Here is a 23,951-nt window from a genome sequence, read left to right on the forward strand (position 1 = left end):
TCAGAAGCCAACGAGCTTGTTCTCCTCGAGATTGCCGAGCACGTGAGCGTGCACGTGGAAGACGGACTGCGCGACGCTCGCGCCGTTGTTGAAGATCAGGCGGTACTCGCCGTTCGCGTGCTCGTCCGCGATCTCCTTGGCCGCGGCGACCATCTTCGCCATGAGTCCAGGGTCGCCCGCGGCGAGCTCGGTGACATCGCGGAACTGCTCCGACTTGGGGATCACGAGCACGTGAAGCGGCGCCTGCGGGTTGATGTCGCGGATCGCGAAGACGTCATCGGTCTCCAGCAGGATCTCGCCGGGGATGTCCCCGTTCAGGATGCGCGTGAAGATCGAGGGTTCGCTCATGCGGCCCAGTCTATCGGCGCGGTGCTGCGCGACGGCGGACTACCAGCGCCCGCGCGCCACGTTCAGGACCGCGATCGCGGCAGGGCCTGCGGTCGAGGTGCGCAGCACGGTGTCGCCCAGCAGCACGCGCTCGGCACCGGCGGCGACGAGCCGCTCGATCTCCTCCGGTGCGATCCCGCCCTCCGGTCCCACGACCAGCACGAGGTCGCGCTCGTCCTGGACCAGGGCGGACAGCGCCGCAGGGGCCGTGGGATCCAGGATCAGCACGCGCTGCGTGGCCGCGCGGCGCACCAGATCCGCGGTCGTCTCGACGCCGGCGACCTCCGGGATCCAGGACCGGTGCGCCTGCTTGGCGGCCTCGCGCACGATCGTCGACCAGCGCTCCCGGCCCTTCGCCGCCTTGGCGCCCTCCCACCGGGAGACGCTGCGCGCGGCCTGCCAGGGCACGATCTCGTCGACCCCGAGTTCGCACGCCGCCTGCACCGCGAGCTCGTCGCGGTCGCCCTTCGCGAGCGCCTGCACGAGCAGGATCCGAGGGTCGGGACGGGGATCCTGCCGGCGCGAGAGGATGCGCACCTCGACGAGACCCGGTGCCGCCGAGGCGACCTCGCCCTCGAGCCAGGTGCCGGCCCCGTCGCCGAGCGTGATCGGCTCGCCGATCCGCACCCGGCGCACGACGGCCGCGTGCTTGGCCTCGGCCCCGGTGAGTGCCACGACGGATCCGGCCGTCGCCGCGGTCGCATCGTGCGTCACGAAGTGCAGGGCCATCGCGGATCAGCCCCGGAAACGGTCGCGCAGCTTGGAGAACAGCCCCTGGTGGAACTCGGCGAGCTTCGGCGCCGGCGCCTTGGTGCGCTGGGCGAAGTCCTCGATGAGCTGGCGCTCCTTGTGATCGAGCTTCGTCGGGGTGAGCACCTGCACGCCCACGCGCAGGTCGCCGCGCTGGCTGCCGCGCAGCGGCGTGACGCCGCGGCCCTTGATCGTCAGCACGTCGCCCGACTGCAGGCCCTGGCGGATCTCGAGATCCACGGATCCGTCCAGGGACTCGATCGTCGTCGTGGCGCCGAGGATCGCATCGCTCATCGCGACCTCGAGGGTCGCCAGCAGGTCATCGCCGTCGCGGCTGAACCGGGCGTGCGGAGCGACGGTGACCTCGACGTACAGGTCGCCGTTCGGGCCGCCGGCGCGGCCGACCTCACCGGATCCGGGCAGCTGCAGGCGCAGGCCGGTCTCGACGCCGGCCGGGATGTCGAGCCCGACCGTGCGACGCGAGCGCACCCTGCCCTGGCCGTTGCAGGTCTGGCACGGGAACGGGATCGTCGTGCCGAAGCCCTCGCAGGAGCCGCACGGCGCGGTCGTGATGACGTTGCCGAGCAGGCTGCGCACCTGCTGCTGGACGTGACCGGACCCTCCGCAGATGTCGCAGGTGACGGGCGAGGTGCCCTCCTGGCAGCAGGATCCCTGGCACGTCTCGCAGAGCACGGCCGTGTCCACCTCGATGTCCCGGTGCACGCCGAAGACGACGTCGCCGAGCTCGAGCGTGACGCGGACCAGGGCGTCCTGACCGCGCTCCCGGCGCGAGCGGGGACGCGCCGCGCGCGCCCCTCCGCCGCCGAAGAAGGTCTCGAAGATGTCGCCGAAACCGCCGAACCCTCCGAAGCCGCCGTTGCCGTTCTGGTCGCCGCCCATGTCGTAGCGGCGCCGCGAGTCGGCGTCACTCAGCACGTCGTAGGCGTGCGTGACGAGCTTGAACCGCTCCGCCGCATCCTCACTGGGGTTCACATCGGGGTGCAGCTGACGTGCGAGCCGCCGATAGGCCTTCTTGATCTCGTCCTCGCTCGCATCGCGCGAGACGCCGAGGACCTCGTAGTGATCCGTCACCATCGCCTTTCCGGGCCGCCAGGCGGCGGCGCGTGTGTTCTGCGGCCGCTCAGCGGCCGGACTCGTCCTCTTCGAGCAGCCTCGACAGGTAGCGGGCCACGGCCCGCGCTGCCGCGAGGTTGCTCGGGTAGTCCATCCGGGTCGGCCCCATCACGCCCACGCGTGCGGTGCCGCCGTGCGTCACGTAGTCGCTCGCCACGATCGATGCCTCGCCGAGGCCGAACGCGGCGTTCTCCGTGCCGATGCTCGCGGCGAGACCGTGCTCGTCGACGCGCATCTCGCTCATCAGCCGCAGCAGCGTCACCTGCTCCTCGATCGCCTCGAGGAGAGGGTGGATGCTGCCGCGGAAGTCGTGCTCGCGCCGGGCGAGGGTCGCCGCCCCCGCCATCACCAGGCGCTCCTGGCGGAACTCCGCGAGCTCCTCCGCGACGGCGCGCAGCACCGCGGCACGAGCGGCGTCGATCCGAGGGCCGTACGACGTCTCCGCCGCCGCCTCCACGCGCTCCGCGCCGCGGCGCACCGAGCGGCCGGTCAGCAGCTCGGTGATGACCGCGCGGAGCAGCCCCAGCTCGGCGTCGTCCAGCTCGACCGGCAGCGGCACGATCCGCTGCGAGACACCGCCCGCATCGGTGACGAGCACGATCAGCAGCCGGTTCGGGGCGAGGGCCACGAGCTCGACGTGCGTGATGTGGGCTCGGGCGAACGACGGGTACTGCGCGAGCGCGACCTGACCCGTGAGCCTCGTGAGCACGCGCACGGTGCGCACCATGAGGTCGTCGAGGTCGGCGGGATCCGCGAGGAAGGCCGTGATCGCGCTGCGCTGGGCCGCCGTGAGCGGCCGCACCTGCGCGAGGTGATCGACGAACACGCGGTAGCCCTTGTCGGTCGGCACCCGCCCTGAGGAGGTGTGCGGCGCCGCGATGAGGTCCTCGTCCTCGAGCTGGGCCATGTCGTTGCGGATCGTCGCGGCGGACACGCCGAACGCGTGCCGCTCCACGATCGACTTGCTGCCGACCGGCTCATTCGTCTCGACGTAGTCCTCGACGATGGCGCGGAGCACCTGGAGTCCGCGTTCTGAGACCATCGCTCCTCCTCACCGTTGGCACTCGTGCATCCTGAGTGCCAATCCTATCCTGCCGGGCCCTTCGACAGGCTCAGGGACCGGGGATGTCGAGGATGCGGCACTCCCTAGGATGTGGCCATGGACCAGGACATGGCGCGCACAAGGATCTCCTCCGGCGAGCTGATCGGCCGACGCAGAGACGGCATCGACCGGTATCTCGGCGTGCCGTATGCCGCCCCGCCCTTCGGCGAGGGCCGCTTCCGCTCGCCGCGGCCCGTCGAGCCCTGGTCCGCGCCGCGCGACGCCGCCGCGTTCGGGCCGACGGCTCCGCAGCTGCCCTATGCGGGAGCGACAGCCGAGATCCTCGGCAGCCTCCGCATCGACGGAGACGACATCCTCACGGCCAACGTGTGGACGCCGGCGGGCGCGGACGCCGCTCCGGTGGTGCTGTGGATCCACGGCGGCGCCCTCGAGCGCGGCACGGCGGCGTTGTCGATGTACGAGGGCACGGAGTTCGCGCGGGACGGACTCGTCTTCGTCAGCGTCAACTACCGACTGGGATCCGAGGGCTTCTCCGTGCTCGCGGATGCGCCGCGCAATCTGGGACTCCAGGATGTCGCGGCAGCCCTGCACTGGGTGCGCGACGAGATCGCGGCGTTCGGCGGCGACCCCGGCCGGATCACGCTCATGGGCGAATCCGCAGGAGGAGCACTCGTCGCCGCGCTCCTCTCCCGGCCCGACACCAGGGCGCTGGTGCGCGGCGGGATCGTGCAGTCCGGCCCGCTCGAGGCGCAGACCCCCGAGCGCGGCGGGCGCGTGACCCGCCAGCTCGCGAAGCGGCTCGGCGTCCCGGCGACGCGCGAGGCGTTCGCGGCGCTCGCCCCGGACGCCCTCCTCGAGGCGCGACGCGCCCAGGCCGCCGGATCCTCCCCGCTCGGCGGCGCCCCGGGTTTCCAGCTCGTGCGGGATCCCGAGTCGCTGCCGCAGTCGCCGCACGAGGCGCTCGTCGACGTCGATGCGCCCCTGCTGATCGGCACCAACACGGACGAGTACCGGCTCTGGTTCCCGCCGGAGGCTGTGATGGGGATCCGGCCGTCGAAGCTGCTGCTCGCGCGCCTCGCCCTTCGCATCCCCGCCGCGGCGGCCAGGGCGGTGCGCGCCGATCATCCCGGCGCGAGCACCGGGGAGGTCTTCGGCCAGCTCGCGACGGACCTGCTGCTGCGCGCGCCGGCCACCCGGGCCGCGCGCACCCGCACCGCCCCCACGTTCCTGTACGAGTTCTGCTGGCCCAGCCCTGTGCGCGATCTGCGCGCGGCGCACGCCCTCGAGCTCCCGTTCGTGTTCGACCGCCTCCACGATCCGGAGAGCGCGAAGATCGCGGGCTCCGCGCCACCCCAGGCCCTGGCCACCGCGATGCACGACGCCTGGGTGCGCTTCATCCGCGACGGCGATCCCGGCTGGCCCGCGTTCGATGCGCAGCGCACGGCGGCGCTGTTCGACGGCGCGGGTGCAGATCCCGTGGCCGGACCGCAGAGGCGGACGGCCGTCGTGGACCTGCTCCCGGCAGAGAAGGGCTGACGGCGGACGCCGCGCTCAGTCGGTCAGAGCGCGCACCACGGCATCAGCGAGCAGCCGTCCGCGGAGCGTCAGGACGAGGGTGCCGCGCAGGGCGGGCCCGGCGTCGACCAGGCCGTCCGCGATGAGCCCCGCGACCCTGGTGCGGGCGTCGGACGCGATCGCGTCGAGCGGCATCCCCTCCGACATCCGGGAGCGCAGCAGGATCCGCTCCAGCTGGGCGGCCTCGGCATCGGGGCGCTCCGTGGCCGCGGCCGGAGAGTCCCCCGCCGCGAGCCGCTGCGCGTAGGCGGCCGGATGCTTCACGTTCCACCACCGCAGGCCGGCGACGTGACTGTGGGCTCCTGGCCCGAAGCCCCACCAGTCCGTGCCGCGCCAGTACGCCATGTTGTGCCGGGAGCGCTGATCCCCGCCACCGTGATCCGCCGGGCGGCGGGCCCAGTTGCTCACCTCGTACCAGTCGAAGCCGGCCTCGCCCAGCAGGCCGTCGGCGAGCTCGTACATGTCCGCCTGCAGGTCGTCATCGGGAGCGGGCACCTCGCCGCGACGGATCTGGCGGGCGAGCTTGGTGCCGTCCTCGATGATCAGCGCGTACGCCGAGATGTGATCCGGTTCCAGGCCGATCGCGGTCGTCAGCGAGGAGCGCCAGTCCTCCAGCGACTCCCCCGGCGCGCCGTAGATGAGATCGACGCTGACAGCCAGCCCGGCGGCACGGGCCGCCTCGACGGCGGTGCGCACGTTCTCCGGCCGGTGCGTGCGGTCCAGTGCCGCCAGCACGTGCGGCACGGCCGACTGCATGCCGATCGACATGCGGGTCACGCCGGCCGCCGCGAGCTCCTCGGCGACCTCGGCCGTCACCGTGTCGGGATTGGCCTCGACGGTCACCTCGGCGCCTTCGGCGATGCCGAAAGCTCCGATCACCGCGCCGAGCATGCGGCCGAGGTCGCCCGCCGGCAGCAGCGTCGGCGTGCCGCCGCCGAAGAACACCGTGCTCAGCGGGCGCAGCGGACCGCGCTCGGCGAGCACGTCGCGCGCCAGGGCGATCTCCTGGATCAGCGTGTCGGCATAGGTGTCCTGACGCGCCCCGCGCAGTTCGGACGCGGTGTACGTGTTGAAGTCGCAGTAGCCGCAGCGCACACGGCAGAACGGCACATGCAGATAGGCGGAGAACGGGCCATCCGGGTCGATCCGCAGATCGGCGGGCAGACGGCCGTCCGCAGGAGCCGGATCTCCGAGCGGCAGGGGGCCGGCCATCAGGAGGAGACCATCAGACGGGCGTCGCGTACAGCGGGGAGATCGCGCGCAGATACCGTGCGAACAGCTCGCGCCGGCGGCGCTTCACCAGGTACGGGAAGCTGCGATACAGGAAGCTGTTCGGGCGGTCGAAGGCGCGCACGGTGAACCATACCTCGTCGGCGTCGTTCCACTCGATGTCGAACGACTCCTCGCCGCTCACGACGGATCCGGCGACCGTGCCCAGCACGAAGCCGATCCGGTGCGTCTGCTCGGTCACCGAGATCACCCGCAGTTCGGCGTCCGCGCGCATGCCCGAGACCCGTCCATGCAGCTTGAGGGTCATCCCCGGCCCCGCCCAGGGCGTGCCGTCCTCGTCGTAGCGCGGCTCGACCTCGGTATGGCTCGGGGCGATCGGAGCGCCCTCGGCGTCGAAGCTGACCCCGGCGTATCCGGGGGTCGAGGCCGGGCGCACGTCGGTGAGCTGAAGCCCTGCCGCACGCTGCGCCGTCCAGGAGAGCAGCGCGTCGCCGGCGGTGCGGAACCGCTCCTCGCCGCTGCCGAGCCGCCAGGACTCCTCCGCTGGGACGCTGCGCTCCGGCGGATACTGCATCAGGTCGGGCGCGTGGGTCGCCCCCACGGCGGCATAGTCCACCGTTCCTTCTCGGAATGTCCCGCGACGCATGACAACCAGACTACTGGCCGAGCCCGAAGGACTCATCCAGGTTCTCCTAAGGCTGGGATGCTGCTCGCGCGGGCGCGCGCGAGTCGGGCACCGGGTCGTCGGCGATCGGATCCGCCACCGGAGGTCGATCGTCGCCGAGTCGCAGCACCGAGGCCGCCGCCCCGAGCACGAGCCCGATCACGCCGGCCACGGAGAGCGGCTCCCCCAGCAGGATCAGCGCCGCGACGGCCGTGGCCGCGGGTATCACGCTGAACAGGATCGACGCCGCATCGGCGCCGACGGCGCGCACGAGCGCCGAATACAGCACGGTGCCGCCCAGGCCGATCGCGACGATCCCGCCGAGGAGCGCCCAGGATGCGAAGCCGGAAGGAGGACGCGCGGGCTCCGTCAGCGCGAGCGCGCCTGCGACGGGCGTGGAGACCACGACGCCGATCAGGGTGAACATCGCAGGATGGACCTCGCGCAGCGACCGCCCCTGCCAGAGCGCCCCCAGTGAGACCGCCACGAGCGATCCGCCCACAGCCAGGATCACCGGCCCGATCCGCGGATCGGCGAGCACGATCGGCAGGCATGCGACGATCACCGCCGCCGCTCCCAGCGCGGTCGACAGCAGAGCACGGCGCGAGGCGCGCCGACGCAGGATCAACCGGGACAGCAGCGCGGTGACGACCGGGTTCATCGCGATCACGAGAGCCGTGAACCCCGCGCCGACGCCGTGCCCGAGCGCCCAGTAGGTGCCGATGAACTGCCCCGCCTGCGACAGCAGCCCCGCGCCGGCCGCGACCGCAAGGAGACGACCCCGCGGGATGGGCGTGCGGAGCAGCGCGCACACCGCGAGCAGCACGAGCACGGAGAGCACGAAGCGCAGCAGGAGCAGCAGGAAAGGGCTCATCGTGCGCAGCGCGAGCGAGGTCAGCGCGTAGTTCACCGCGTAGAGCGTCACCATGGTGCACGCGGAGACGGCGATGGTTGTTCTGGTCATGTCGCCAGATTCGCCGCCCGCCGTGCGATTCGACGCGTCTCATCACGAATCCTGATGGATAGTGATGGGAGCTCGCCCCGGTGGCGCAGGATGGATCCATGAGCAGCATGGAGATCGCGGAGCTGCGCAGCCTCATCGCCGTCGCCGCGTTCGCGGGCGTCGGCCGGGCGGCCTCCGCGCTGCACCTCTCGCAGCCCACGGTCTCGGCGCACCTGCGCCGCCTCGAGGGGACGCTGGGCCTGCCCCTCGTCGAGCGACGCGGTCGCAGCATCGCATTCACCGTCGCCGGTGAGTCGCTCGTCCGGGACGCGCACCGCATCGTCGCTCTGCACGACGAGGCCCTCGACCGGATCGTCGGGACACCAGGGGACGACATCGTGGTCGCATCGACCGACATGGCCAACGCCTCGGTCCTGCAGACGGTGACCAGGGTGCTGTCCGTCCGCCACCCCGAGCGGCGAGTCCGGTTCCGGTTCCACCGCACCGACAGCCTGCGCCGGTTCGTCCGCGCACACACCGCCGACATCGTCCTGGGCTACGGAGACCTCGGCCCAGGGCGCATCGACATCGGCCCCGTCCCGCTCGCCTGGTTCGGTGCGGCAGGAGTCGCCGCCGACGCCGGACTCGTCGTCTTCTCACCGCCGTGCACCCTGCGCGATGCGATCCTCGCCGCCCCTGCGGGAGAGCGGCGCACGGTCGTGCGCGAGTGCCTCGACCTGTCCAGCGTGCTCGCGACCGTGCGCTCCGGTGCGGGGATCACGGCGCTGCCGGCGTTCCACCGGACCGAGTCGCAGCTCCGCGAGCTCGACCTGCCTGCTCCCCCGCCGCTCCCGCTGACGATGGTCGCCTCGGAGCGCATCCCCGCGGACACGCGGACCGCCCTCGTCGAGGAACTGCGCCGAGCCGTCGCAAGCGCCTGAGGCTGCCGCCTACTTCTTGTCCTTGCTCTCGACGTCTCCCGAGAGCGCGGCGATGAACGCCTCCTGGGGGACCTCGACGCGCCCGACCATCTTCATGCGCTTCTTGCCCTCCTTCTGCTTCTCGAGGAGCTTGCGCTTGCGGGTGATGTCGCCGCCGTAGCACTTGGCGAGAACGTCCTTGCGGATGGCGCGGATCGTCTCGCGGGCGATGATGCGGGCGCCGATCGCGGCCTGGATCGGCACCTCGAACTGCTGCCGCGGGATGAGCTTGCGCAGCCGCTCGGCCATCATCGTGCCATAGGCGTAGGCCTTGTCGCGGTGCACGATCGAGCTGAACGCGTCGACCTTGTCGCCCTGCAGCAGGATGTCGACCTTGACCAGGTCCGCCTCCTGGGAACCCGCGGGCTCGTAGTCCAGCGAGGCGTAGCCCTGCGTCTTCGACTTCAGCTGATCGAAGAAATCGAACACGATCTCGCCGAGCGGGATCATGTAGCGCAGCTCGACGCGCTCCTCGGAGAAGTACTCCATGCCCAGCAGCGATCCGCGACGGGACTGGCACAGCTCCATCACGGTGCCGACGTAGTCCTTAGGCAGCAGGATGGCCGCCTTCACCATCGGCTCGGAGACGGATCCGATCCTCCCGTCCGGGTACTCGCTGGGGTTCGTGACCGTGACCGTCTCGCCCGTGTCGGAGGTGAGGACCTCGTAGATCACGCTCGGAGCGGTCGTGATGAGGTCCAGCCCGAACTCGCGCGACAGCCGCTCGGTGATGATCTCCAGGTGCAGCAGGCCCAGGAAGCCGCAGCGGAACCCGAAGCCGAGCGCGACCGAGGTCTCCGGCTCGTACTGCAGCGACGCATCGGAGAGCTTGAGCTTGTCGAGCGCCTCGCGCAGCTCCGCGTAGTCGCTGCCGTCGATCGGGTAGATGCCGCTGAACACCATCGGCTTCGGGTCGGTGTAGCCCGCCAGCGCGTCGGTCGCAGGCTTGCGCGAGGTCGTGATCGTGTCGCCGACCTTGGACTGGCGCACGTCCTTCACGCCGGTGATGAGATAGCCGACCTCGCCGACGCCCAGGCCCTTGCCCGGCACGGGTTCAGGGCTGGAGACGCCGATCTCGAGCAGCTCGTGGTTGACCCCCGTGGACATCATCTGGATCCGCTCGCGCGGTGAGAGCTTGCCGTCCACCATGCGCACGTAGGTGACGACGCCGCGATAGGCGTCGTACACGGAGTCGAAGATCATGGCGCGGGCGGGGGCGTCCGCGTCGCCGACCGGGGCCGGGATCTCCTGCACGAGGCGGTTGAGCAGGTCCTCGACGCCGACGCCGGTCTTGCCGGAGACGCGCAGCACGTCGTCGGGGCTGCCGCCGATGAGATCGGCCAGCTCCTTCGCGTACTTCTCGGGCTCGGCCGCGGGAAGGTCGATCTTGTTGAGCACCGGGATGATCGTGAGGTCGTTCTCGAGCGCCAGGTACAGGTTCGCGAGCGTCTGCGCCTCGATGCCCTGCGCGGCGTCGACGAGGAGGATCGCGCCCTCGCAGGCGGCGAGCGAGCGGGACACCTCATACGTGAAGTCGACGTGCCCCGGTGTGTCGATCATGTTCAGCGCGAATACTTCGTCTCGCTCCGCTCGCTCAGCAACCGCCGATTTGACGGCCCACGGCATGCGCACTGCCTGGCTCTTGATCGTGATGCCGCGCTCGCGCTCGATGTCCATGCGGTCGAGATACTGGGCGCGCATATCGCGATCCGACACCACGCCGGTGATCTGGAGCATCCGGTCGGCAAGGGTCGACTTGCCGTGATCGATGTGGGCGATGATGCAGAAGTTGCGGATCTGCTGCGGGGGCGTGGCGGCCGGCAGCAGCGGAGTGAGGGCGCGAGGTGACATGGGGTCCTGAACGATGCGGGGTCCGGTGAACGGATCGGGCTGGCCCGGAGTGAACCGGGTATCCCGACGATTCTACGGGAGCGCCCGGCACGGCCGCCCCGCGCCTCCTTCGACCGCTGTCGAGGCACGCGGAGTGAGGCGTGCCTCATCCCCCATCGCGCCCGGCCGGTGATAGTCTCGCGAAGTTGCCGCGCCCCGGAACCGGGTGTCAGCGGAGACAGCACTCCGTCCCGCGCTGCGCGGGAGGGTGCACCGTGTCACCGGTTTCGGGTCGAGTTGATATGGCATCGACCCAGCGCTGCGTCGGAGATCCCGCGCGGCGTCTGTGACAAGAGAGAGAACACCATCTTGATCAAGTACCTGCTGCGCCGAGCTCTCGGCTGGCTCCTCATGATCGTGGTGGCGACCAATGTCACGTACTTCCTCGCGTGGGCCTTCCTCGATCCCCGCAGCAACTACGTCGGACGCAAGCCGCCACTCTCGCACGATCAGATCTCACGGTTGCTCGATCCCCGCAACCTCGACGACAGTTTTCCGCTCCTCCAACGCTGGTGGAGCTGGATCACTGACATCGTGTTGCACTGGAACTGGGGGGTGAGCCCAGTCGGTCAGTCCGTGAACGATCAAATCGCCTACCGCATGTGGGTCTCCGGCGAGCTCGTGCTCGGCGCGACGATCATCTCAGCCGTCCTCGGCATCGCGGTCGGCGTCTACACCGCGTCGCGGCAGTACAAGCTCGGCGACCGCGTCTGGCAGGGCATCTCGATCGTGACGATGAACGTCCCGATCATCGTGGCCGCGCTCGGTATCGTCCTGATCGCGATCGGCGTCAACAACGCGCTCGGTTTCCGCCTCTTCTACGTGACAGGGTCGAGCAGCGATGGTGTGAGCGGATTCTTCCCCTCGCTCCTCGACACTCTGCAGCACCTGGCTCTCCCTACCATCGCCCTGGTCTTCATCGGCTACGCGAGCTACCACTTCCTGCAGCGCTCTCTGCTGCTGGATAACATCAAGGCCGACTACGTGCGCACCGCCCGGGCGAAGGGGCTCACCAAGCAGCAGGCGATCCGCAAGCACGCGCTGCGAACCTCGCTGATTCCCGTCGCGACACAACTGGCGTTCAACATCCCCACGGTGTTCACCGGCGCGGTGCTGACCGAGACGATCTTCGCGTGGAACGGCATGGGCCGGTACTTCATCGACACGATCAGCAAGAACGATGTGCACGGAGTGGTCGCCATCGCCGCCTTCACCGCCGTGCTCACGGCGATCGGCGCGATCCTCGCCGACATCGCCGTGGTGGTCCTCGATCCGCGAGTGAGGGTGAGCTGACATGACTTCCGCAACCATCCAGCCCCCTGTGGGGCCCGACACCACCGCCGCGCGCATCCCGCGCAAGCGCATCGGCACGTTCCGGCTCTACTACCGCCGCTTCGTGCGCAATCGGCCGGCGGTCGCCGGGGTCTTCATCTTCGCGATCCTTGTACTGTTCGCGATCGTCGGTCCGCTCATTGCGCCTTTCACCTCGATCTACCTCGACTTCACTGCCCTCGGCACGCCGCCCGACGGCACCCACTGGTTCGGCACCGCGGCGGACGGAGGCGACCTGTTCGCTCAGACCGCCGTCGGTCTGCAGCGCTCCCTGATGATCGCCCTCACGGTCTCGATCGGCACCACGGTGATCTCCGCGATCGTCGGCACCGCCGCCGCCTACTTCGGTGGCACGACCGAGCGCATCATCCTGCTGATCATCCACTTCCTCATGGTCGTTCCCACCTTCCTGATCCTCGCGCTGATCTCCTCGAACGCGGGCGGCGACTGGCGTGTCATCTCGGTCGTGATGATCTTCATCGGATGGTTCTTCCCCGCGCGGGTCATCTGGACCATGGCGCTCTCGCTGCGCGAGCGCGAGTACGTGCACGCCGCGCGCTACATGGGCGTGCCGGGCATGAGGATCGTGGTCCGCCACCTGCTGCCGAACATCGGCTCGCTGCTGGTGATCAACTTCACGCTCGGCGTCGTCGGCGCCGTGATCTCCGAGACGGGCCTGTCCTTCATCGGCTTCGGCGTGAAGATCCCCGATGTCTCGCTCGGATCCCTCATCGGCATCGGCGCCAATTCCGTGTCCAGCGCTCCGTGGACGTTCTACTTCCCTGCGCTCGCGCTGACCATGCTGACCGTTTCGATGGCACTCATCGCCGACGGCCTGCGCGATGCGCTCGATCCCACCTCGGCGGCGGGAGGCCGCGCATGACCGCTCCTCTTCTCTCCGTCCGCGACCTGCATGTCAGCTTCGCCTCCGAGGCCGGCCGCGTCGACGCCGTCCGCGGCGTCTCCTTCGACCTCGAACCCGGTCGCACGCTCAGCATCGTGGGCGAGTCCGGCTCCGGCAAGTCCGTCACGTCGCTCGCGATCATGGGACTCCTCGACGACAATGCCAAGGTCTCCGGCTCGATCATGTTCGACGGCACCGAGCTCGTCGGCAAGAGCGACAAGGAGTTGTCCACGCTGCGCGGCAACGGGATCGCGATGATCTTCCAGGATCCGCTGACCTCGCTCACGCCGGTCTTCACGGTCGGCGACCAACTCGTCGAAGCGCTCACCGTGCACCGCAGCATGTCGCAGGCGGATGCCACCGCGCGCGCCATCGAGCTGCTGCGCATGGTCGGCATCCCGAGCCCGGAGCGGCGACTGAAGTCGTTCCCGCACGAGTTCTCGGGCGGGATGCGCCAGCGCGTCGTCATCGCGATCGCGATGGCGAACAATCCGAAGCTGATCATCGCGGACGAACCCACCACGGCGCTCGACGTCACGATCCAGGCGCAGATCCTCGATCTCATCGCCACGGCACAGCGCGAGACCGGCGCCGCGGTCATCATGATCACGCACGATATGGGCGTGGTCGCGAAGACCGCCGACGATGTGCTGGTGATGTATGCGGGCAAGCCCGTCGAGCAGGCGCCCGTGCGCGAGCTGTTCCACGAGACGCGGATGCCGTACTCGATCGGTCTCCTGGGGGCGATTCCCCGCGTGGACAAGTCGGAGAAGACCCCGCTGGTGCCGATCAAGGGCAATCCACCCCTTTTGGTGAACCTGCCGGACGAGTGCCCGTTCGTGGCACGGTGCCCGATCGCGACCGAGGCGTGCCGGGTCCGCGAGCCCGAGCTGCGTCCGATCGCGACGGCCGAGGGCGGCGCGCATCTGGTCGCCTGCGTCCGAGCGGACGAGATCGAGGACGGGATGATCGGCGGAGCGCCGGTGTACCCCGTGCCGGAGCTCCCGACGAGCGCGCTGGACCGCGTGCCCCGCGAGGACCGGCCCGTCACGCTCGACGTCCGGAACATGCAGAAGACGTTCCCGCTGACCAAGGGCGCCTTCCTCAAGCGCAAGGTCGGCGAGGTGCACGCGGTCAAGGGCCTCACCTTCGACATCCGCGAGGGCGAGACCATGGCCATCGTCGGCGAGTCCGGTTGTGGCAAGACCACGACCCTGCTGCAGATCATGGACCTCGTGAAGCAGACCGACGGCGAGATCACGATCGCGGGCACGCCCGTGTCGTCACTGCACGGCGGCAAGGCGGAGCGCGCCGTGCGCCGCGATCTGCAGATCGTGTTCCAGGACCCGATGGGCGCCCTCGACCCGCGTCTCACCGTGGCGGACGTCATCGCCGAACCGCTGCGCGCGATCGGCGTGCCTCGGGCCGAGGCCGACGCGCGGGTGGACGAGCTCATGGACCTCGTGGGCCTCGACCCGGCGCATGCGAGCAGGTTCCCTGGCGCCTTCTCCGGCGGCCAGCGCCAGCGCATCGGCATCGCCAGGGCGCTCGCGACAAACCCGAAGATCGTGGTCCTGGACGAGCCGGTGTCCGCCCTCGACGTGTCGATCCAGGCCGGCGTGATCAACCTGCTCGACGAACTCAAGGTCAAGCTCGGCCTGTCGTATCTCTTCGTCGCGCACGACCTGTCCGTGGTGCGGCACATCGCCGACCGCGTCGGCGTCATGTACCTCGGCGAGTTCGTCGAGCATGGCGACGTGGACGCGATCTTCGACGACCCCCAGCACCCGTACACGCAGGCGCTGCTGTCGGCCATCCCGGTGCCGGACCCCGACATCGAGCGCACCCGTGAGCGGATCGTGCTGCAGGGCGACCTGCCGAGCCCCACGGACCGTCGCGACGGCTGCTCGTTCACCTCGCGCTGCCCGCTGTACAAGATGCTTCCGCCGGAGCAGCAGTCGCGCTGCGAGACCGAGGCTCCGACCCTCAAGGGATCCGACGCGCACGCCAACGCATGCCACTTCCGTTGACATCGAATCAATAACGGTATCGAGCCCCTTCCGGCGAATCTGGTTCATGCCGGTTAACTGTGTCTGTCCCCAAAAGAGCCGAAAGGCAATAGAAGGAGAACCATGAAGAAGCTGCACAAGCTGTGGGGCGTTGTCGCCCTCGGCGGGGCGCTGGCGATCGCCATCAGCGGTTGCTCGGCGACCGGAGGCTCGAACAACGGCGGCGACAAGCCGGCCGAGACCAAGACCGCGGACTACAACCCGCAGCCGCGCGAGAACCTCAAGCAGGGCGGTGAGGTTCATTTCGCGATCAACGAGATCACTCCGCAGATGAACCCGTTCCAGGCCGATGCGTCGGCGGACACCACGCGTCTGGCGAACTGGTATACGCCTCAGGTTCTGTTCATCTCTCCTGACGGCAAGGTGACGCCGAACCCCGCCTACCTCGACAAGTGGGAGATCGGCGAGAAGGACGGCAACACCGTCATCACCGGCAAGATCAACGACAAGGCGGTCTGGAACGACGGCGCGCCGATCGACTGGACCGCGTTCGAAGCGACGTGGAAGGCCAACAACGGCACGAACGACGCTTACAAGGTGAGTTCCACCGACAACTACAAGAACATCGAATCCGTCGCCAAGGGCGCAACGGACAAGGACGTCATCGTGACGTTCAAGGGCAAGTTCGCCTGGCCCGAGGCCGTGTTCTCGAACATCCTGAACCCGAAGGTCAACTCGGCCGACGTGTTCAACACGGCGTACGTCGAGAACGCGAACCCCGAGTGGGGTGCCGGTCCGTACAAGCTCACCAAGTACGACTCGAAGGGGCAGAGCGCCACGTTCGAGCCCAATGAGAAGTGGTGGGGCGACAAGCCGCTGCTCGACAAGGTCACCTTCACCGGTCTCGACACGACCGCTCGTGTCAACGCGTTCAAGAACGGCGAGATCGACGCGGCCGAAACGCCGAACAAGGACACGCTCGCGCAGGTCGCCGGCATGAAGGACGTCGTGACGTACCGCGCTCAACGCACGTCCAAGACCGTCCTCATCGTCGACTCGGCGAAGCCGCAGTTCAAGGACATCAAGGTTCGTCAGGCGTTCTTCATGGGTGCCAACATCGACGAGATGAAGAAGGTCATCTGGAACGGCCTGGACTACTCCGAGCAGCCTGTCGGATCCATGAACCTGTACTCGTTCCAGGACGGCTACGCGGACTCCTTCAAGACGGCTGGCCTGAAGTTCGACGCCGCCGGCGCCAAGAAGCTCCTCGACGAGGCCGGTTGGAAGGAGGGCAAGGACGGCGTCCGCGAGAAGGACGGCGTGAAGCTCTCCGTTGTCTTCCCCAACCACAACGACTCGCCGACGACGATCGCGATGCTCAAGGCTCTGCAGCAGCAGGAGAAGGCGATCGGCATCGACGTCAAGATCGAGCAGCGCCCGTCGTCCGACTTCTCGACCGACTTCACCACCAAGAACTGGGATGCGTTCTCGCTGCAGTTCACGGATGGCGACCCGTTCGGACCGGCGTACTTCTGCCAGCTGTACTGCTCCGACAGCTCGCTGAACCTGTCGGGCACGAGCACGCCCGCGATCGACGAGAAGATCAAGAATGACGTCGAGTCGCAGACCACCGCCGAGGACTGGACCAAGGCAGCGATGAAGCTCGAGCCTGAGATCATCAAGGAGACCTGGGGCGTCATCCCGCTCTACAACGGTCCCTGGATCGTCACCGCGAAGAAGGGCCTCGCGAACCTGACCCCGGAGCCCTACGTGGGCCTGGACGGCTTCGGCGTTCAGCCCGTGCAGAACGTGGGCTGGGAGAAGTAAGCACCTGTTGTTCCGGAGCGGGGTCGGTGGTTCGCCACCGGCCCCGCTTCGTCGTCTGCGGATTCCTTTCCCGGCTAGGCGGATACCGTCCGCGCCTAGACTGACGCGCATGCGCCGCTCCCGCGATTCGGTTCCGCCGGTCTCGGTCGTGCTCGTGCACGGGATCCGCACGTCTGCGACGATGTGGCGCGCGCAGGAGGATTTCCTCACCGAGCGCGGCAACCCCGCGATCGCCGTCGATCTGCCCGGCCACGGCACGCGCAGGGACGAGCCGTTCTCGCTCGACGAGGCGATGCGCACGATCGACGCCGTGGTGCGGGATGTCGATGGGCCGGTGCTGCTGGTCGGGCACTCGATGGGCGGGCTGCTGTCGACCGCGTACGCCGGAGCGGTTCCCGCGCCGCCGATCGCCGGCTTCATCGGCGCCTCGTGCACCGCGCTCCCCCGCGGCGCGGGGCTCGCCGCCTATCGCATGCTGGCGGGCGCGCTGAACGCGATGCCGGATCGCGGGATGTGGCTGAGCCGGCAGGTGCTGGACGCGACGCTCCCCGCCTCGACGCGCGAGGACTTCGGTGCCGGCGGCTACGCCGTATCGGCGCAGGACGAGGCGCTGCGGTCGCTCGCCGAGCTGGATCTGGTCTCCGCGGTACCCCGGATCCGCGTGCCGACGTGGTTCGTGAACGGGCAGTTCGACCAGCTCCGCACGCACGAGACGCTGTACCGCCGGCTCGCGCCGGACGCCGAGTTCATCATCGTGCCCCGCACGACGCACCTCGTGACCGCGATGCGGCCCCGGGTGTTCAACGCGGTACTGCAGTTGGCGCTGGCGACGCTGGAGACGACGTCCTGACCGCGTAGGTCATCGCCGCGCCCACGACCGAGAGCACGGCTGCGGCGCCGAAGAGCAGCCAGAACCCGCCCACCAGGGCGACGAGGCCCGCCCCGAGCAGCGGCCCCAGCAGCTGCCCGAGCTGCGCGGAGACGTTGACGAGCCCGAGGTCGCGGGCGTGGTCGTCCGGATCCTTCAGCAGGTCCGTCGCGAATGCCAGGCTCACCGCCATGTACGCGCCGTAACCCGCACCCATGATCGCGGCCGCGACCGCGGTCATCTCGAACGAGGGGCTGATCAGGATCACGACGCCGGAGATCGCCTGCACGACCGCGGAGACCGCGGTGATGGTGCGGCGACGGCGCAGCGGGCTCGCCGACCCGCGATCGGAGAGGATGCCGGCGATGATCGAGGCGATCACGACGAAGACCGTGTAGATCACGATCAGGACGAGCAGGTCGTCCTGCGCCGCGGCCGACGGGACCCGGACACCGTAGAGCAGGAAGAACAGCAGCAGGGAAGTGCCGAAGGCGTTGCCGATGTTCACCACGAAGCGGCTGATGAGCAGCCACAGGAAATCGCGATCCCGCCACGACGCCGTGCGGGCGGCGTTGCGCGGAGCCGGAAGGGCGAGTTCGTGCGCCGGAGCGTCCGGCAGCAGCAGCGCGGTGCCCGACCCGATCACCGCGATGATCGCGGCGAGCAGGAAGTACGACTGCTCCACGTTGAGCCCGATCAGCACGACGGCTCCCACGCCGACCACGATGCCGACCGCCTGCGCCGAGCTCGCGGCGGCAGACGCCGCACCGCGCTGGGTGGTGAGCTGATCCGCGATCATCGCCGTGAGCGCCGCGGAGGCGACCGAGACCCCGACCGAGACCACGATCCAGGCGCCGCCGACGGCGACCGGGCCCGCCACCAGGCCCGTGAGCACGAGTCCGACGGCCGCGACCAGGGATCCGCCGATCGCCCATGGCCTCCGGCGGCCCCATCTCGAGCGGGTGCGATCGGACCAGCGGCCCGACACGGGAGCGGCGATGATGCCGACGAGGCCGCCCACCGACAGCACGACGCCCGCCCAGACGACGCCGGCGATCCAGTTTTCGCCCGGGGCGCCGGTGTCGAGCTGCAGCGGCAGCAGGAGCTGGATCGGTGTGAGCTGGACGGTCCAGATCGCGAGCCACGCGAGGGTGAACAGCGTCATCCAGAGCGGGCCGACCCTCTTCCCCGCGGTCACGGCGGGGGTGCTGGAGTGTTCGGTCACGAGCGGGCCTCCTCGATGAGCGCGCGATACCAGGCGTAGGAGGCCTTCGGAGTGCGCTCCCCCGTGGCCATGTCGACATGGACGAGCCCGAAGCGCTGCGTGTACCCGTCGGCCCACTCGAAGTTGTCCAGGAGCGACCACACCGTGTACGCGTCGATCCGCACCCCGGCGCGCATCGCCGCGAGCACCGCGGCGATGTGGCCGTGCAGATAGGAGATGCGCGCCGTGTCATCGATCGGAGCGTCCACGTGGTCGGGCTCCGGGAACGACGCGCCGTTCTCCGCGATCACGACCGGCGGCAGCGCCGCGCCGTAGCGCTCCCTCGCGTCGATGAGGAACGCGGTCAGCGCCTCCGGCACGATCGGCCACAGAGGACCGAATCCGGTGACGGGAGCGCCGGGCGTCGGGACGACCTCGAAGGGAACCGGTCCGGCGCTCGCCGCCACCGTGGTCGGGTTGTAGTAGTTCACTCCGTACAGCTCGCAGGGCGCGCTGATCAGCGCGAGATCGCCGTCCCGCACCGGCAGCGCGACGCCGAGCGGCTCCAGATCGGGATAGCGGCCGAGCAGCACGGGATCCGCGTACATCCTGTTGTGGATGAGGTCGTAGAGATACGCGGCCTGCTGGTCGGCCTCGGAGTCCGATGCGGGCAGCACCTGGGTGTGGTTGTTCACGATGCCGACGCTGGTCGCCCCGCGCGCATGCAGGATCCGCGCCGCGTACCCGTGCGCGAGCAGCTGGTGGTGCACGGTCGGCAGCGCGTCGAAGAGCAGCGCGCGCCCCGGCGCGAGCTCGCCGATCGCGTAGCCCTGGAGCGTCGTGGAGACCGGTTCGTTGATCGTGTACCACTGCCGGACCCGGTCGCCGAGGGCGTCGGCGACCACCTCGGTGTATTGCGCGAACCGCTCCGCGGTCGAGCGATTCAGCCAGCCGCCGGCCTCCTCCAGACGGGATGGCAGATCCCAGTGGTACAGCGTCGGCGTCGGCGTGATCCCGGCGTCGAGGAGGCGATCGACGAGGCGATCGTAGTAGGCGAGGCCCTGGGGACTCGGACGTCCGTCGGGGAGCACGCGCACCCACGACATCGAGAACCGGTATTCGTCGACGCCGAGCCGCGCCAGCAGCGCGACATCCTCGTCGGCGCGGTGGTAGCTGTCAGGGCCGGGATCCGCGGTGCTGCCGTCGCGCACCCGGCCGGGGGTCTCGACGAAGTCGTCCCAGATGGACCTGCCGGGTCCGTCCTCGTCCCTCGCCCCCTCGATCTGGAACGCCGCCGTCGCGGCCGAGAAGCGCAGTCGGCGCAGCAGCGCGCGGTCGAGCGGGGGCACGTCAGCGGTGACGGATTCGGGCATGGACGACTCCTTCGGGTCCTTCGCCAGCGTGCACACCTTACACCGACGCCTCACCCCGGACGCGACGCCGTGTCACGAGGAACGAGACCGCGTCCCACGATGATGCCGAACCCTCCGGGCCCGGATCCGCCGGTTCGGCATCAGGTCGGATCCCTGATAAGATCGGTGATTGGCTTGCGTGCCAGGTCCCACCCCTGCACGCTGCCGGAGGCGCCCCTCTACCGCCAGGCCGGCATGACCATCCATCACTCGAACGAAGGTTCCATCCGTGGCGAACATCAAGTCGCAGATCAAGCGCAACAAGACCAACGAGAAGGCGCACGAGCGCAACAAGGCCGTCAAGAGCGAGCTGAAGACCGCCGTCCGCAACACCCGCAAGGCCATCGCCGGTGGCGACAAGGCCGCCGCCGAGGCCGCGCTGAAGACGGCGTCGAAGAAGCTCGACAAGGCCGTCAGCAAGGGTGTCATCCACTCGAACCAGGCCGCGAACCGCAAGTCGTCGATCGCGAAGCAGGTCTCCGCTCTCTGAGCCGGATCCGACTCTGACGAAGGCTCGTTCCCTCTGGGGAGCGGGCCTTCGTCGTTCCCGGCCCCCTCGTCCGGGTCGCCGCTATCCGCGTCCCCGTCGTGCGCGTCACCGTCGTGCGCGTCATCGTCGTCCGGATTGAGCCCGTTCGGGGCGCACTTCTCCGTTTTGGGGCGCGTGCCGCCACGGACTCGTGGCGGGGCGCGCCCCAAAACGTGAGAACACGCCCCGAACCGTTCGAGGCGCCCTCCGGTGCTGCTCTCCCCTGAGCTAGAGCACTCCCCTGGGCCAGGGCGCTCCCCTGGGCTAGAGCACTCCTCTGGGCCGGAGCACTCCCCTGGGCTAGAGCACTCCTCTGGGCCAGAGCACTCCCCTGGGCCAGAGCACTCCTCTGGGCCGGAGCACTCCCCTGGGCTAGAGCACTCCTCTGGGCCGGAGCACTCCCCTGGGCCAGAGCACTCCTCTGGGCCGGAGCACTCCCCTGGGCCAGAGCACTCCCCTGGGCTAGAGCACTCCCCGCGTGAGGATCCTGCTCGGGGCTCTGGCCCTGATTCCGGAACCCCCGTTCGGGGCGCACTTCTCCGTTTTGGGGCGCATGCCGCCACCGATTCGTGACCGGGCGCGCCCCAAAACGTGAGAACGCGCCCCGAACGTGAGCAGGAGCGCGCCAGAACCGGTGAGGGCGTACCCGCGCAGGCGTCAGCGGACGGACTCGCCGTAGGGTGCACGGGTCGCGATCACGGTGATCATGCGCTCGAGCGCGAAGATCGGGTCGCGGGCCGCGCCCTTGACGTCGGCGTCCGCACGCGCGGTGGCCTGGATCGCGAGGCCCAGGCTGCGCTCATTCCATCCGCTCAGGTCGCGGCGGGCGCGGTCCACCTGCCAGTCCTTCATCCCGAGTCGGGACGCGAGAGCCGCATTGGACTCCCTGGATCCGGCCACCCGCGCCATCGACCGCAGCTTCATCGCGAACGCCGCGACCATCGGCACCGGGTCCGCGCCAGAGGCCAGCGCGTGCCGGAGCGCGATGAGCGCATCGCCCAGGCGTCCGGCGATGGCCGTGTCGGCGACGACGAAGGCGGAGACCTCGACGCGCCCCCCGTAGTAGCGCTCGACGACGTCGGGCGTGACATCTCCCTGCACGTCGTTGATGAGCTGCTGGCACGCGGCCGCGAGCTCGGTGATGTCGTCGGAGAAGGCGGAGACCAGCGCCCGCAGCGCCTGCGGCTGGATCCGGCGGCCGGCGGCGCGGAACTCCCCCGCGGCGAAGTCGGCCTTCTCGTCGTCGCGCTTGATGGCGGGGCAGGCGATCTCGATCCCGCCGCCGGTGCCCGCACGGATCGCGTCGAGCAGCTTCTTGCCGCGCACGGTCGCCCCGGTGTGCCGCAGCACGACCGTCGCCCCTTCCTGCGGGTGCTCGAGGTACGCGACGGCCTCAGCGAGGAACGCGTCGGTGCAGCGTTCGACCCCGGAGATGCGCAGCAGGCGCGGTTCGCCGAACAGCGACGGCGAAGCGAGCGCGAGCAGGCTGCCACCCTCGTAGTCATCGGCGCGCAGGTCGCTGACCTCGAGCGCCGGGTCCTCGGTGCGCAGGTAGGTGCGCACCCCCGCGATCGCGCGCTCCGCGCAGATCTCCTCCGGCCCCGACACCAGGACGATCGGCGCCGGCCGAGGCTCACGCCACGGCACCTGCGGGATGTTCGTCGCCTTGCCTCCCCGTCGTGCGGCGGAGGACGAGCGCGGTGCGGGCATGGATCCAGCGTACCGGCGGTCGCGGACGTTCGCCGTGCCTCATGGTCGGAGCAGCGCCTTTTCGGGCAGCGTCCGAAATTCCCCTTCCCTTCGACGCTCTTTTTCAGGTAGCCTGAAATTGAGGCAAGGTCGCCTCATGCCCCACACGAAGCGATGAAGCGAGAAGGAGTGCCATGACTGCTGCGGACGTCTCCGTGACCGTCGAGGATCTGCCCGGCCTTGAGGGTGCCGAGTTCGGCCCGTCCTCGTGGCGCGAGATCACCCAGGAGGAGGTGGATCTCTACGCCGCGGTGTCCGGCGACGACAACCCGATCCACATCGACGAGGATTTCGCCGCAGCCACGCCGTTCGGCACACGCATCGCCCACGGCCTGCTCACCCTGAGCCTCGTGGTCCCGCTCATGCGCCAGGTCTTCGAGGTCTCCGGCGCGAGCATGGGGATCAACTACGGCATGAACAGGGTGAGGTTCCCCGCCCCGGTGCCCGTCGGGTCCCGTATCCGTCTGCGCGGGCACGTGGCCTCCGTGACGGACATCGGCGGAGGATGGCAGCTGGAGGTGCCCGTGACGTTCGAGATCGAGGGCGGCGAGAAGCCCGCGTGCGTGGCCGAGCTGGTGCTGAGGTACTACCGATGAGCGGCGGGATCCGCTTGGACGGCAAGGTCGCGATCGTCACCGGCGCCGGTCGCAGCCTCGGGCGGGCCTATGCCCTCGCCCTGGCTGAGGCGGGGGCCGCCGTGGTCGTCAATGATGTCGATGCCGGAACGGCGGCTCAGACCGCTGCCGACATCGAGGGCGCTGGGGGACGCGCCGCGGTCGTGGTGGGGCCGGTCGGTCCCACCACGACCGCCGAAGAGCTCGTCGCCGCCGCGATCTCCTCGTTCGGGCGACTCGACATCCTCGTCGCCAACGCGGGCGTGCTGCGCGACCGGGTGCTGTGGAAGATGGACGACGACGACTTCGACGCCGTGATCGGAACGCACCTGCGCGGATCCTTCACCTGCGGACGCGCTGCCGCGGTGGCCATGCGCGAGCAGGGTTCGGGCGGGCGCATCGTGCTCATCGGCTCCCCCGCCGGGCAGTTCGGCAGCTTCGGCCAGACCAACTACGCCGCGGCGAAGGCCGGGCTGGTCGCGATGGCGCGCACGTGGTCCCTCGAACTCGCCCGCGCGGGGATCACGGTGAACGCTGTGGTCCCGACGGCCCTCTCCCCCATGACCGCGACGATCCCGGCGTACACGCAGGTGTACGAGGACTACGTCGCGGGCGGGGCGATCCCCGTCGAGTACCGGCGCGATCACGCGCTCGGCACCCCGGAGGATGTCGCCTCGCTGATCGTGTGGCTGGCCTCCGATGCGTCTGCAGAGGTCACCGGTCAGGCGATCGGGATCGGCGGCGACCGGGTGACGCTCTACGCCCACCCCGCCGCGCTGCGGACGCTCGACCACGACGGGGGCTGGACCGCCACGCAACTCGACGATGCCTGGCGCGAGGAGCTCTCCGCCGACGCCCAGCATTCCGGGCCGCCGCAGGGCTGATCG

Annotated in this window: 21 protein-coding genes; 10 read left to right on the forward strand and 11 right to left on the reverse strand. The window is 69.7% G+C overall.

Annotation, left to right across the window (positions count from 1 at the left end; all coding sequences use genetic code 11):
- The 4 genes from RS86_RS01730 to hrcA are packed head-to-tail and all read right to left on the reverse strand — an operon-like array spanning nucleotide 1 to nucleotide 3,313.
- The gene (locus tag RS86_RS01730) at nucleotides 1-348 is read right to left on the reverse strand and encodes an HIT domain-containing protein (protein ID WP_045270491.1); all 348 of its coding nucleotides are present in this window, start codon (nucleotides 346-348) and stop codon (nucleotides 1-3) included.
- Nucleotides 349-387: 39 nt separating this feature from the next.
- On the reverse strand, nucleotides 388-1,116 hold the full coding sequence (locus RS86_RS01735; RefSeq protein WP_045270492.1) for a 16S rRNA (uracil(1498)-N(3))-methyltransferase: 729 nt from the start codon (nucleotides 1,114-1,116) through the stop codon (nucleotides 388-390).
- 6 nt (nucleotides 1,117-1,122) lie between these two features.
- Nucleotides 1,123-2,229, reverse strand: coding sequence for a molecular chaperone DnaJ (dnaJ, locus tag RS86_RS01740; RefSeq protein ID WP_045270529.1), 1,107 nt, complete (start codon nucleotides 2,227-2,229; stop codon nucleotides 1,123-1,125).
- Between the two features lie 49 nt (nucleotides 2,230-2,278).
- Complete coding sequence (hrcA, locus tag RS86_RS01745) at nucleotides 2,279-3,313, reverse strand: heat-inducible transcriptional repressor HrcA (protein WP_045270493.1); 1,035 nt, start codon at nucleotides 3,311-3,313, stop codon at nucleotides 2,279-2,281.
- Nucleotides 3,314-3,430: 117 nt separating this feature from the next.
- Between hrcA and RS86_RS01750 the strand changes: the two genes are divergently transcribed.
- Nucleotides 3,431-4,870: a carboxylesterase/lipase family protein gene (locus tag RS86_RS01750; protein ID WP_045270494.1), complete on the forward strand. Its 1,440-nt coding sequence runs from the start codon at nucleotides 3,431-3,433 to the stop codon at nucleotides 4,868-4,870.
- 15 nt (nucleotides 4,871-4,885) lie between these two features.
- Here the strand turns inward: RS86_RS01750 and hemW are convergent, their stop codons facing one another.
- From hemW to RS86_RS01765, 3 genes are read right to left on the reverse strand one after another with little or no spacing between them, the layout of a single operon-like run.
- Nucleotides 4,886-6,121, reverse strand: a complete 1,236-nt coding sequence (hemW, locus tag RS86_RS01755) for a radical SAM family heme chaperone HemW (RefSeq protein ID WP_045270495.1) — start codon at nucleotides 6,119-6,121, stop codon at nucleotides 4,886-4,888.
- 13 nt (nucleotides 6,122-6,134) lie between these two features.
- Nucleotides 6,135-6,785: a DUF1990 family protein gene (locus RS86_RS01760; protein WP_045270496.1), complete on the reverse strand. Its 651-nt coding sequence runs from the start codon at nucleotides 6,783-6,785 to the stop codon at nucleotides 6,135-6,137.
- A 46-nt stretch (nucleotides 6,786-6,831) separates the two neighbouring features.
- Nucleotides 6,832-7,767 carry a DMT family transporter gene (locus tag RS86_RS01765; protein ID WP_045270497.1) on the reverse strand — a complete coding sequence of 312 codons (936 nt, stop codon included), beginning with the start codon at nucleotides 7,765-7,767 and terminating at the stop codon, nucleotides 6,832-6,834.
- A gap of 98 nt (nucleotides 7,768-7,865) precedes the next feature.
- On the opposite strand from RS86_RS01765, the gene RS86_RS01770 reads away from it, so the two are divergent.
- The gene (locus tag RS86_RS01770; protein ID WP_045270498.1) at nucleotides 7,866-8,687 is read left to right on the forward strand and encodes a LysR family transcriptional regulator; all 822 of its coding nucleotides are present in this window, start codon (nucleotides 7,866-7,868) and stop codon (nucleotides 8,685-8,687) included.
- A gap of 9 nt (nucleotides 8,688-8,696) precedes the next feature.
- On the opposite strand, the gene lepA is transcribed toward RS86_RS01770, so the two are convergent.
- Complete coding sequence (lepA, locus tag RS86_RS01775) at nucleotides 8,697-10,577, reverse strand: translation elongation factor 4 (protein ID WP_045270499.1); 1,881 nt, start codon at nucleotides 10,575-10,577, stop codon at nucleotides 8,697-8,699.
- 348 nt (nucleotides 10,578-10,925) lie between these two features.
- On the opposite strand from lepA, the gene RS86_RS01780 reads away from it, so the two are divergent.
- From RS86_RS01780 to RS86_RS01800, 5 genes are all read left to right on the forward strand, one after another.
- Nucleotides 10,926-11,909, forward strand: coding sequence for an ABC transporter permease (locus tag RS86_RS01780; protein WP_045270500.1), 984 nt, complete (start codon nucleotides 10,926-10,928; stop codon nucleotides 11,907-11,909).
- Between the two features lies 1 nt (nucleotide 11,910).
- Nucleotides 11,911-12,831 carry an ABC transporter permease gene (locus RS86_RS01785; protein ID WP_045270501.1) on the forward strand — a complete coding sequence of 307 codons (921 nt, stop codon included), beginning with the start codon at nucleotides 11,911-11,913 and terminating at the stop codon, nucleotides 12,829-12,831.
- Entirely contained in the window at nucleotides 12,828-14,882 is a 2,055-nt protein-coding gene (locus tag RS86_RS01790) for an ABC transporter ATP-binding protein (protein WP_045270502.1), read from the forward strand. Before RS86_RS01785 ends, RS86_RS01790 begins: the two co-directional genes overlap by 4 nt.
- A 102-nt stretch (nucleotides 14,883-14,984) precedes the next feature.
- The gene (locus tag RS86_RS01795; RefSeq protein ID WP_045270503.1) at nucleotides 14,985-16,688 is read left to right on the forward strand and encodes an ABC transporter family substrate-binding protein; all 1,704 of its coding nucleotides are present in this window, start codon (nucleotides 14,985-14,987) and stop codon (nucleotides 16,686-16,688) included.
- A gap of 109 nt (nucleotides 16,689-16,797) precedes the next feature.
- Nucleotides 16,798-17,538 carry an alpha/beta fold hydrolase gene (locus RS86_RS01800; RefSeq protein ID WP_045270504.1) on the forward strand — a complete coding sequence of 247 codons (741 nt, stop codon included), beginning with the start codon at nucleotides 16,798-16,800 and terminating at the stop codon, nucleotides 17,536-17,538.
- Here RS86_RS01800 and RS86_RS01805 read toward each other — a convergent pair.
- Nucleotides 17,489-18,781, reverse strand: a complete 1,293-nt coding sequence (locus tag RS86_RS01805; RefSeq protein ID WP_045270505.1) for an MFS transporter — start codon at nucleotides 18,779-18,781, stop codon at nucleotides 17,489-17,491. The two genes, RS86_RS01800 and RS86_RS01805, sit on opposite strands and share 50 nt — an antisense overlap.
- Nucleotides 18,778-20,133, reverse strand: coding sequence for a GH1 family beta-glucosidase (locus RS86_RS01810; RefSeq protein WP_045270506.1), 1,356 nt, complete (start codon nucleotides 20,131-20,133; stop codon nucleotides 18,778-18,780). The genes RS86_RS01805 and RS86_RS01810 overlap by 4 nt, the downstream gene beginning before the upstream one ends.
- Before the next feature lie 268 nt (nucleotides 20,134-20,401).
- On the opposite strand from RS86_RS01810, the gene rpsT reads away from it, so the two are divergent.
- On the forward strand, nucleotides 20,402-20,662 hold the full coding sequence (rpsT, locus tag RS86_RS01815) for a 30S ribosomal protein S20 (protein ID WP_045270507.1): 261 nt from the start codon (nucleotides 20,402-20,404) through the stop codon (nucleotides 20,660-20,662).
- Between the two features lie 696 nt (nucleotides 20,663-21,358).
- Here the strand turns inward: rpsT and holA are convergent.
- On the reverse strand, nucleotides 21,359-22,411 hold the full coding sequence (holA, locus tag RS86_RS01820; RefSeq protein WP_045270508.1) for a DNA polymerase III subunit delta: 1,053 nt from the start codon (nucleotides 22,409-22,411) through the stop codon (nucleotides 21,359-21,361).
- Nucleotides 22,412-22,584: 173 nt separating this feature from the next.
- On the opposite strand from holA, the gene RS86_RS01825 reads away from it, so the two are divergent.
- Together RS86_RS01825 and RS86_RS01830 are read left to right on the forward strand one after the other, a co-directional pair.
- Nucleotides 22,585-23,046 (forward strand): MaoC family dehydratase, encoded by a 462-nt coding sequence (locus tag RS86_RS01825; protein WP_045270509.1) that lies wholly within the window; start codon nucleotides 22,585-22,587, stop codon nucleotides 23,044-23,046.
- Nucleotides 23,043-23,948: an SDR family NAD(P)-dependent oxidoreductase gene (locus RS86_RS01830; RefSeq protein WP_045270510.1), complete on the forward strand. Its 906-nt coding sequence runs from the start codon at nucleotides 23,043-23,045 to the stop codon at nucleotides 23,946-23,948. The genes RS86_RS01825 and RS86_RS01830 overlap by 4 nt, the downstream gene beginning before the upstream one ends.
- The last annotated feature ends 3 nt before the right edge of the window (nucleotides 23,949-23,951 follow it).

It is taken from the genome of Microbacterium azadirachtae, assembly GCF_000956505.1.
Taxonomy (GTDB): Bacteria; Actinomycetota; Actinomycetes; order Actinomycetales; family Microbacteriaceae; genus Microbacterium; species Microbacterium azadirachtae_A.

What these genes read in the sequence shown, in the direction of transcription:
- RS86_RS01765 (WP_045270497.1), bottom strand. Translation starts at nt 7,767, where the DNA reads ATGACCAGAACAACCATCGCCGTCTCCGCGTGCACCATGGTGACGCTC.
- RS86_RS01830 (WP_045270510.1), top strand. Translation starts at nt 23,043, where the DNA reads ATGAGCGGCGGGATCCGCTTGGACGGCAAGGTCGCGATCGTCACCGGC.
- RS86_RS01825 (WP_045270509.1), top strand. Translation starts at nt 22,585, where the DNA reads ATGACTGCTGCGGACGTCTCCGTGACCGTCGAGGATCTGCCCGGCCTT.
- RS86_RS01730 (WP_045270491.1), bottom strand. Translation starts at nt 348, where the DNA reads ATGAGCGAACCCTCGATCTTCACGCGCATCCTGAACGGGGACATCCCC.
- holA (WP_045270508.1), bottom strand. Translation starts at nt 22,411, where the DNA reads ATGCCCGCACCGCGCTCGTCCTCCGCCGCACGACGGGGAGGCAAGGCG.
- RS86_RS01800 (WP_045270504.1), top strand. Translation starts at nt 16,798, where the DNA reads ATGCGCCGCTCCCGCGATTCGGTTCCGCCGGTCTCGGTCGTGCTCGTG.
- hemW (WP_045270495.1), bottom strand. Translation starts at nt 6,121, where the DNA reads ATGGCCGGCCCCCTGCCGCTCGGAGATCCGGCTCCTGCGGACGGCCGT.
- RS86_RS01750 (WP_045270494.1), top strand. Translation starts at nt 3,431, where the DNA reads ATGGACCAGGACATGGCGCGCACAAGGATCTCCTCCGGCGAGCTGATC.
- lepA (WP_045270499.1), bottom strand. Translation starts at nt 10,577, where the DNA reads ATGTCACCTCGCGCCCTCACTCCGCTGCTGCCGGCCGCCACGCCCCCG.
- RS86_RS01735 (WP_045270492.1), bottom strand. Translation starts at nt 1,116, where the DNA reads ATGGCCCTGCACTTCGTGACGCACGATGCGACCGCGGCGACGGCCGGA.
- RS86_RS01795 (WP_045270503.1), top strand. Translation starts at nt 14,985, where the DNA reads ATGAAGAAGCTGCACAAGCTGTGGGGCGTTGTCGCCCTCGGCGGGGCG.
- RS86_RS01790 (WP_045270502.1), top strand. Translation starts at nt 12,828, where the DNA reads ATGACCGCTCCTCTTCTCTCCGTCCGCGACCTGCATGTCAGCTTCGCC.
- hrcA (WP_045270493.1), bottom strand. Translation starts at nt 3,313, where the DNA reads ATGGTCTCAGAACGCGGACTCCAGGTGCTCCGCGCCATCGTCGAGGAC.
- RS86_RS01785 (WP_045270501.1), top strand. Translation starts at nt 11,911, where the DNA reads ATGACTTCCGCAACCATCCAGCCCCCTGTGGGGCCCGACACCACCGCC.
- RS86_RS01770 (WP_045270498.1), top strand. Translation starts at nt 7,866, where the DNA reads ATGAGCAGCATGGAGATCGCGGAGCTGCGCAGCCTCATCGCCGTCGCC.
- RS86_RS01810 (WP_045270506.1), bottom strand. Translation starts at nt 20,133, where the DNA reads ATGCCCGAATCCGTCACCGCTGACGTGCCCCCGCTCGACCGCGCGCTG.
- RS86_RS01760 (WP_045270496.1), bottom strand. Translation starts at nt 6,785, where the DNA reads ATGCGTCGCGGGACATTCCGAGAAGGAACGGTGGACTATGCCGCCGTG.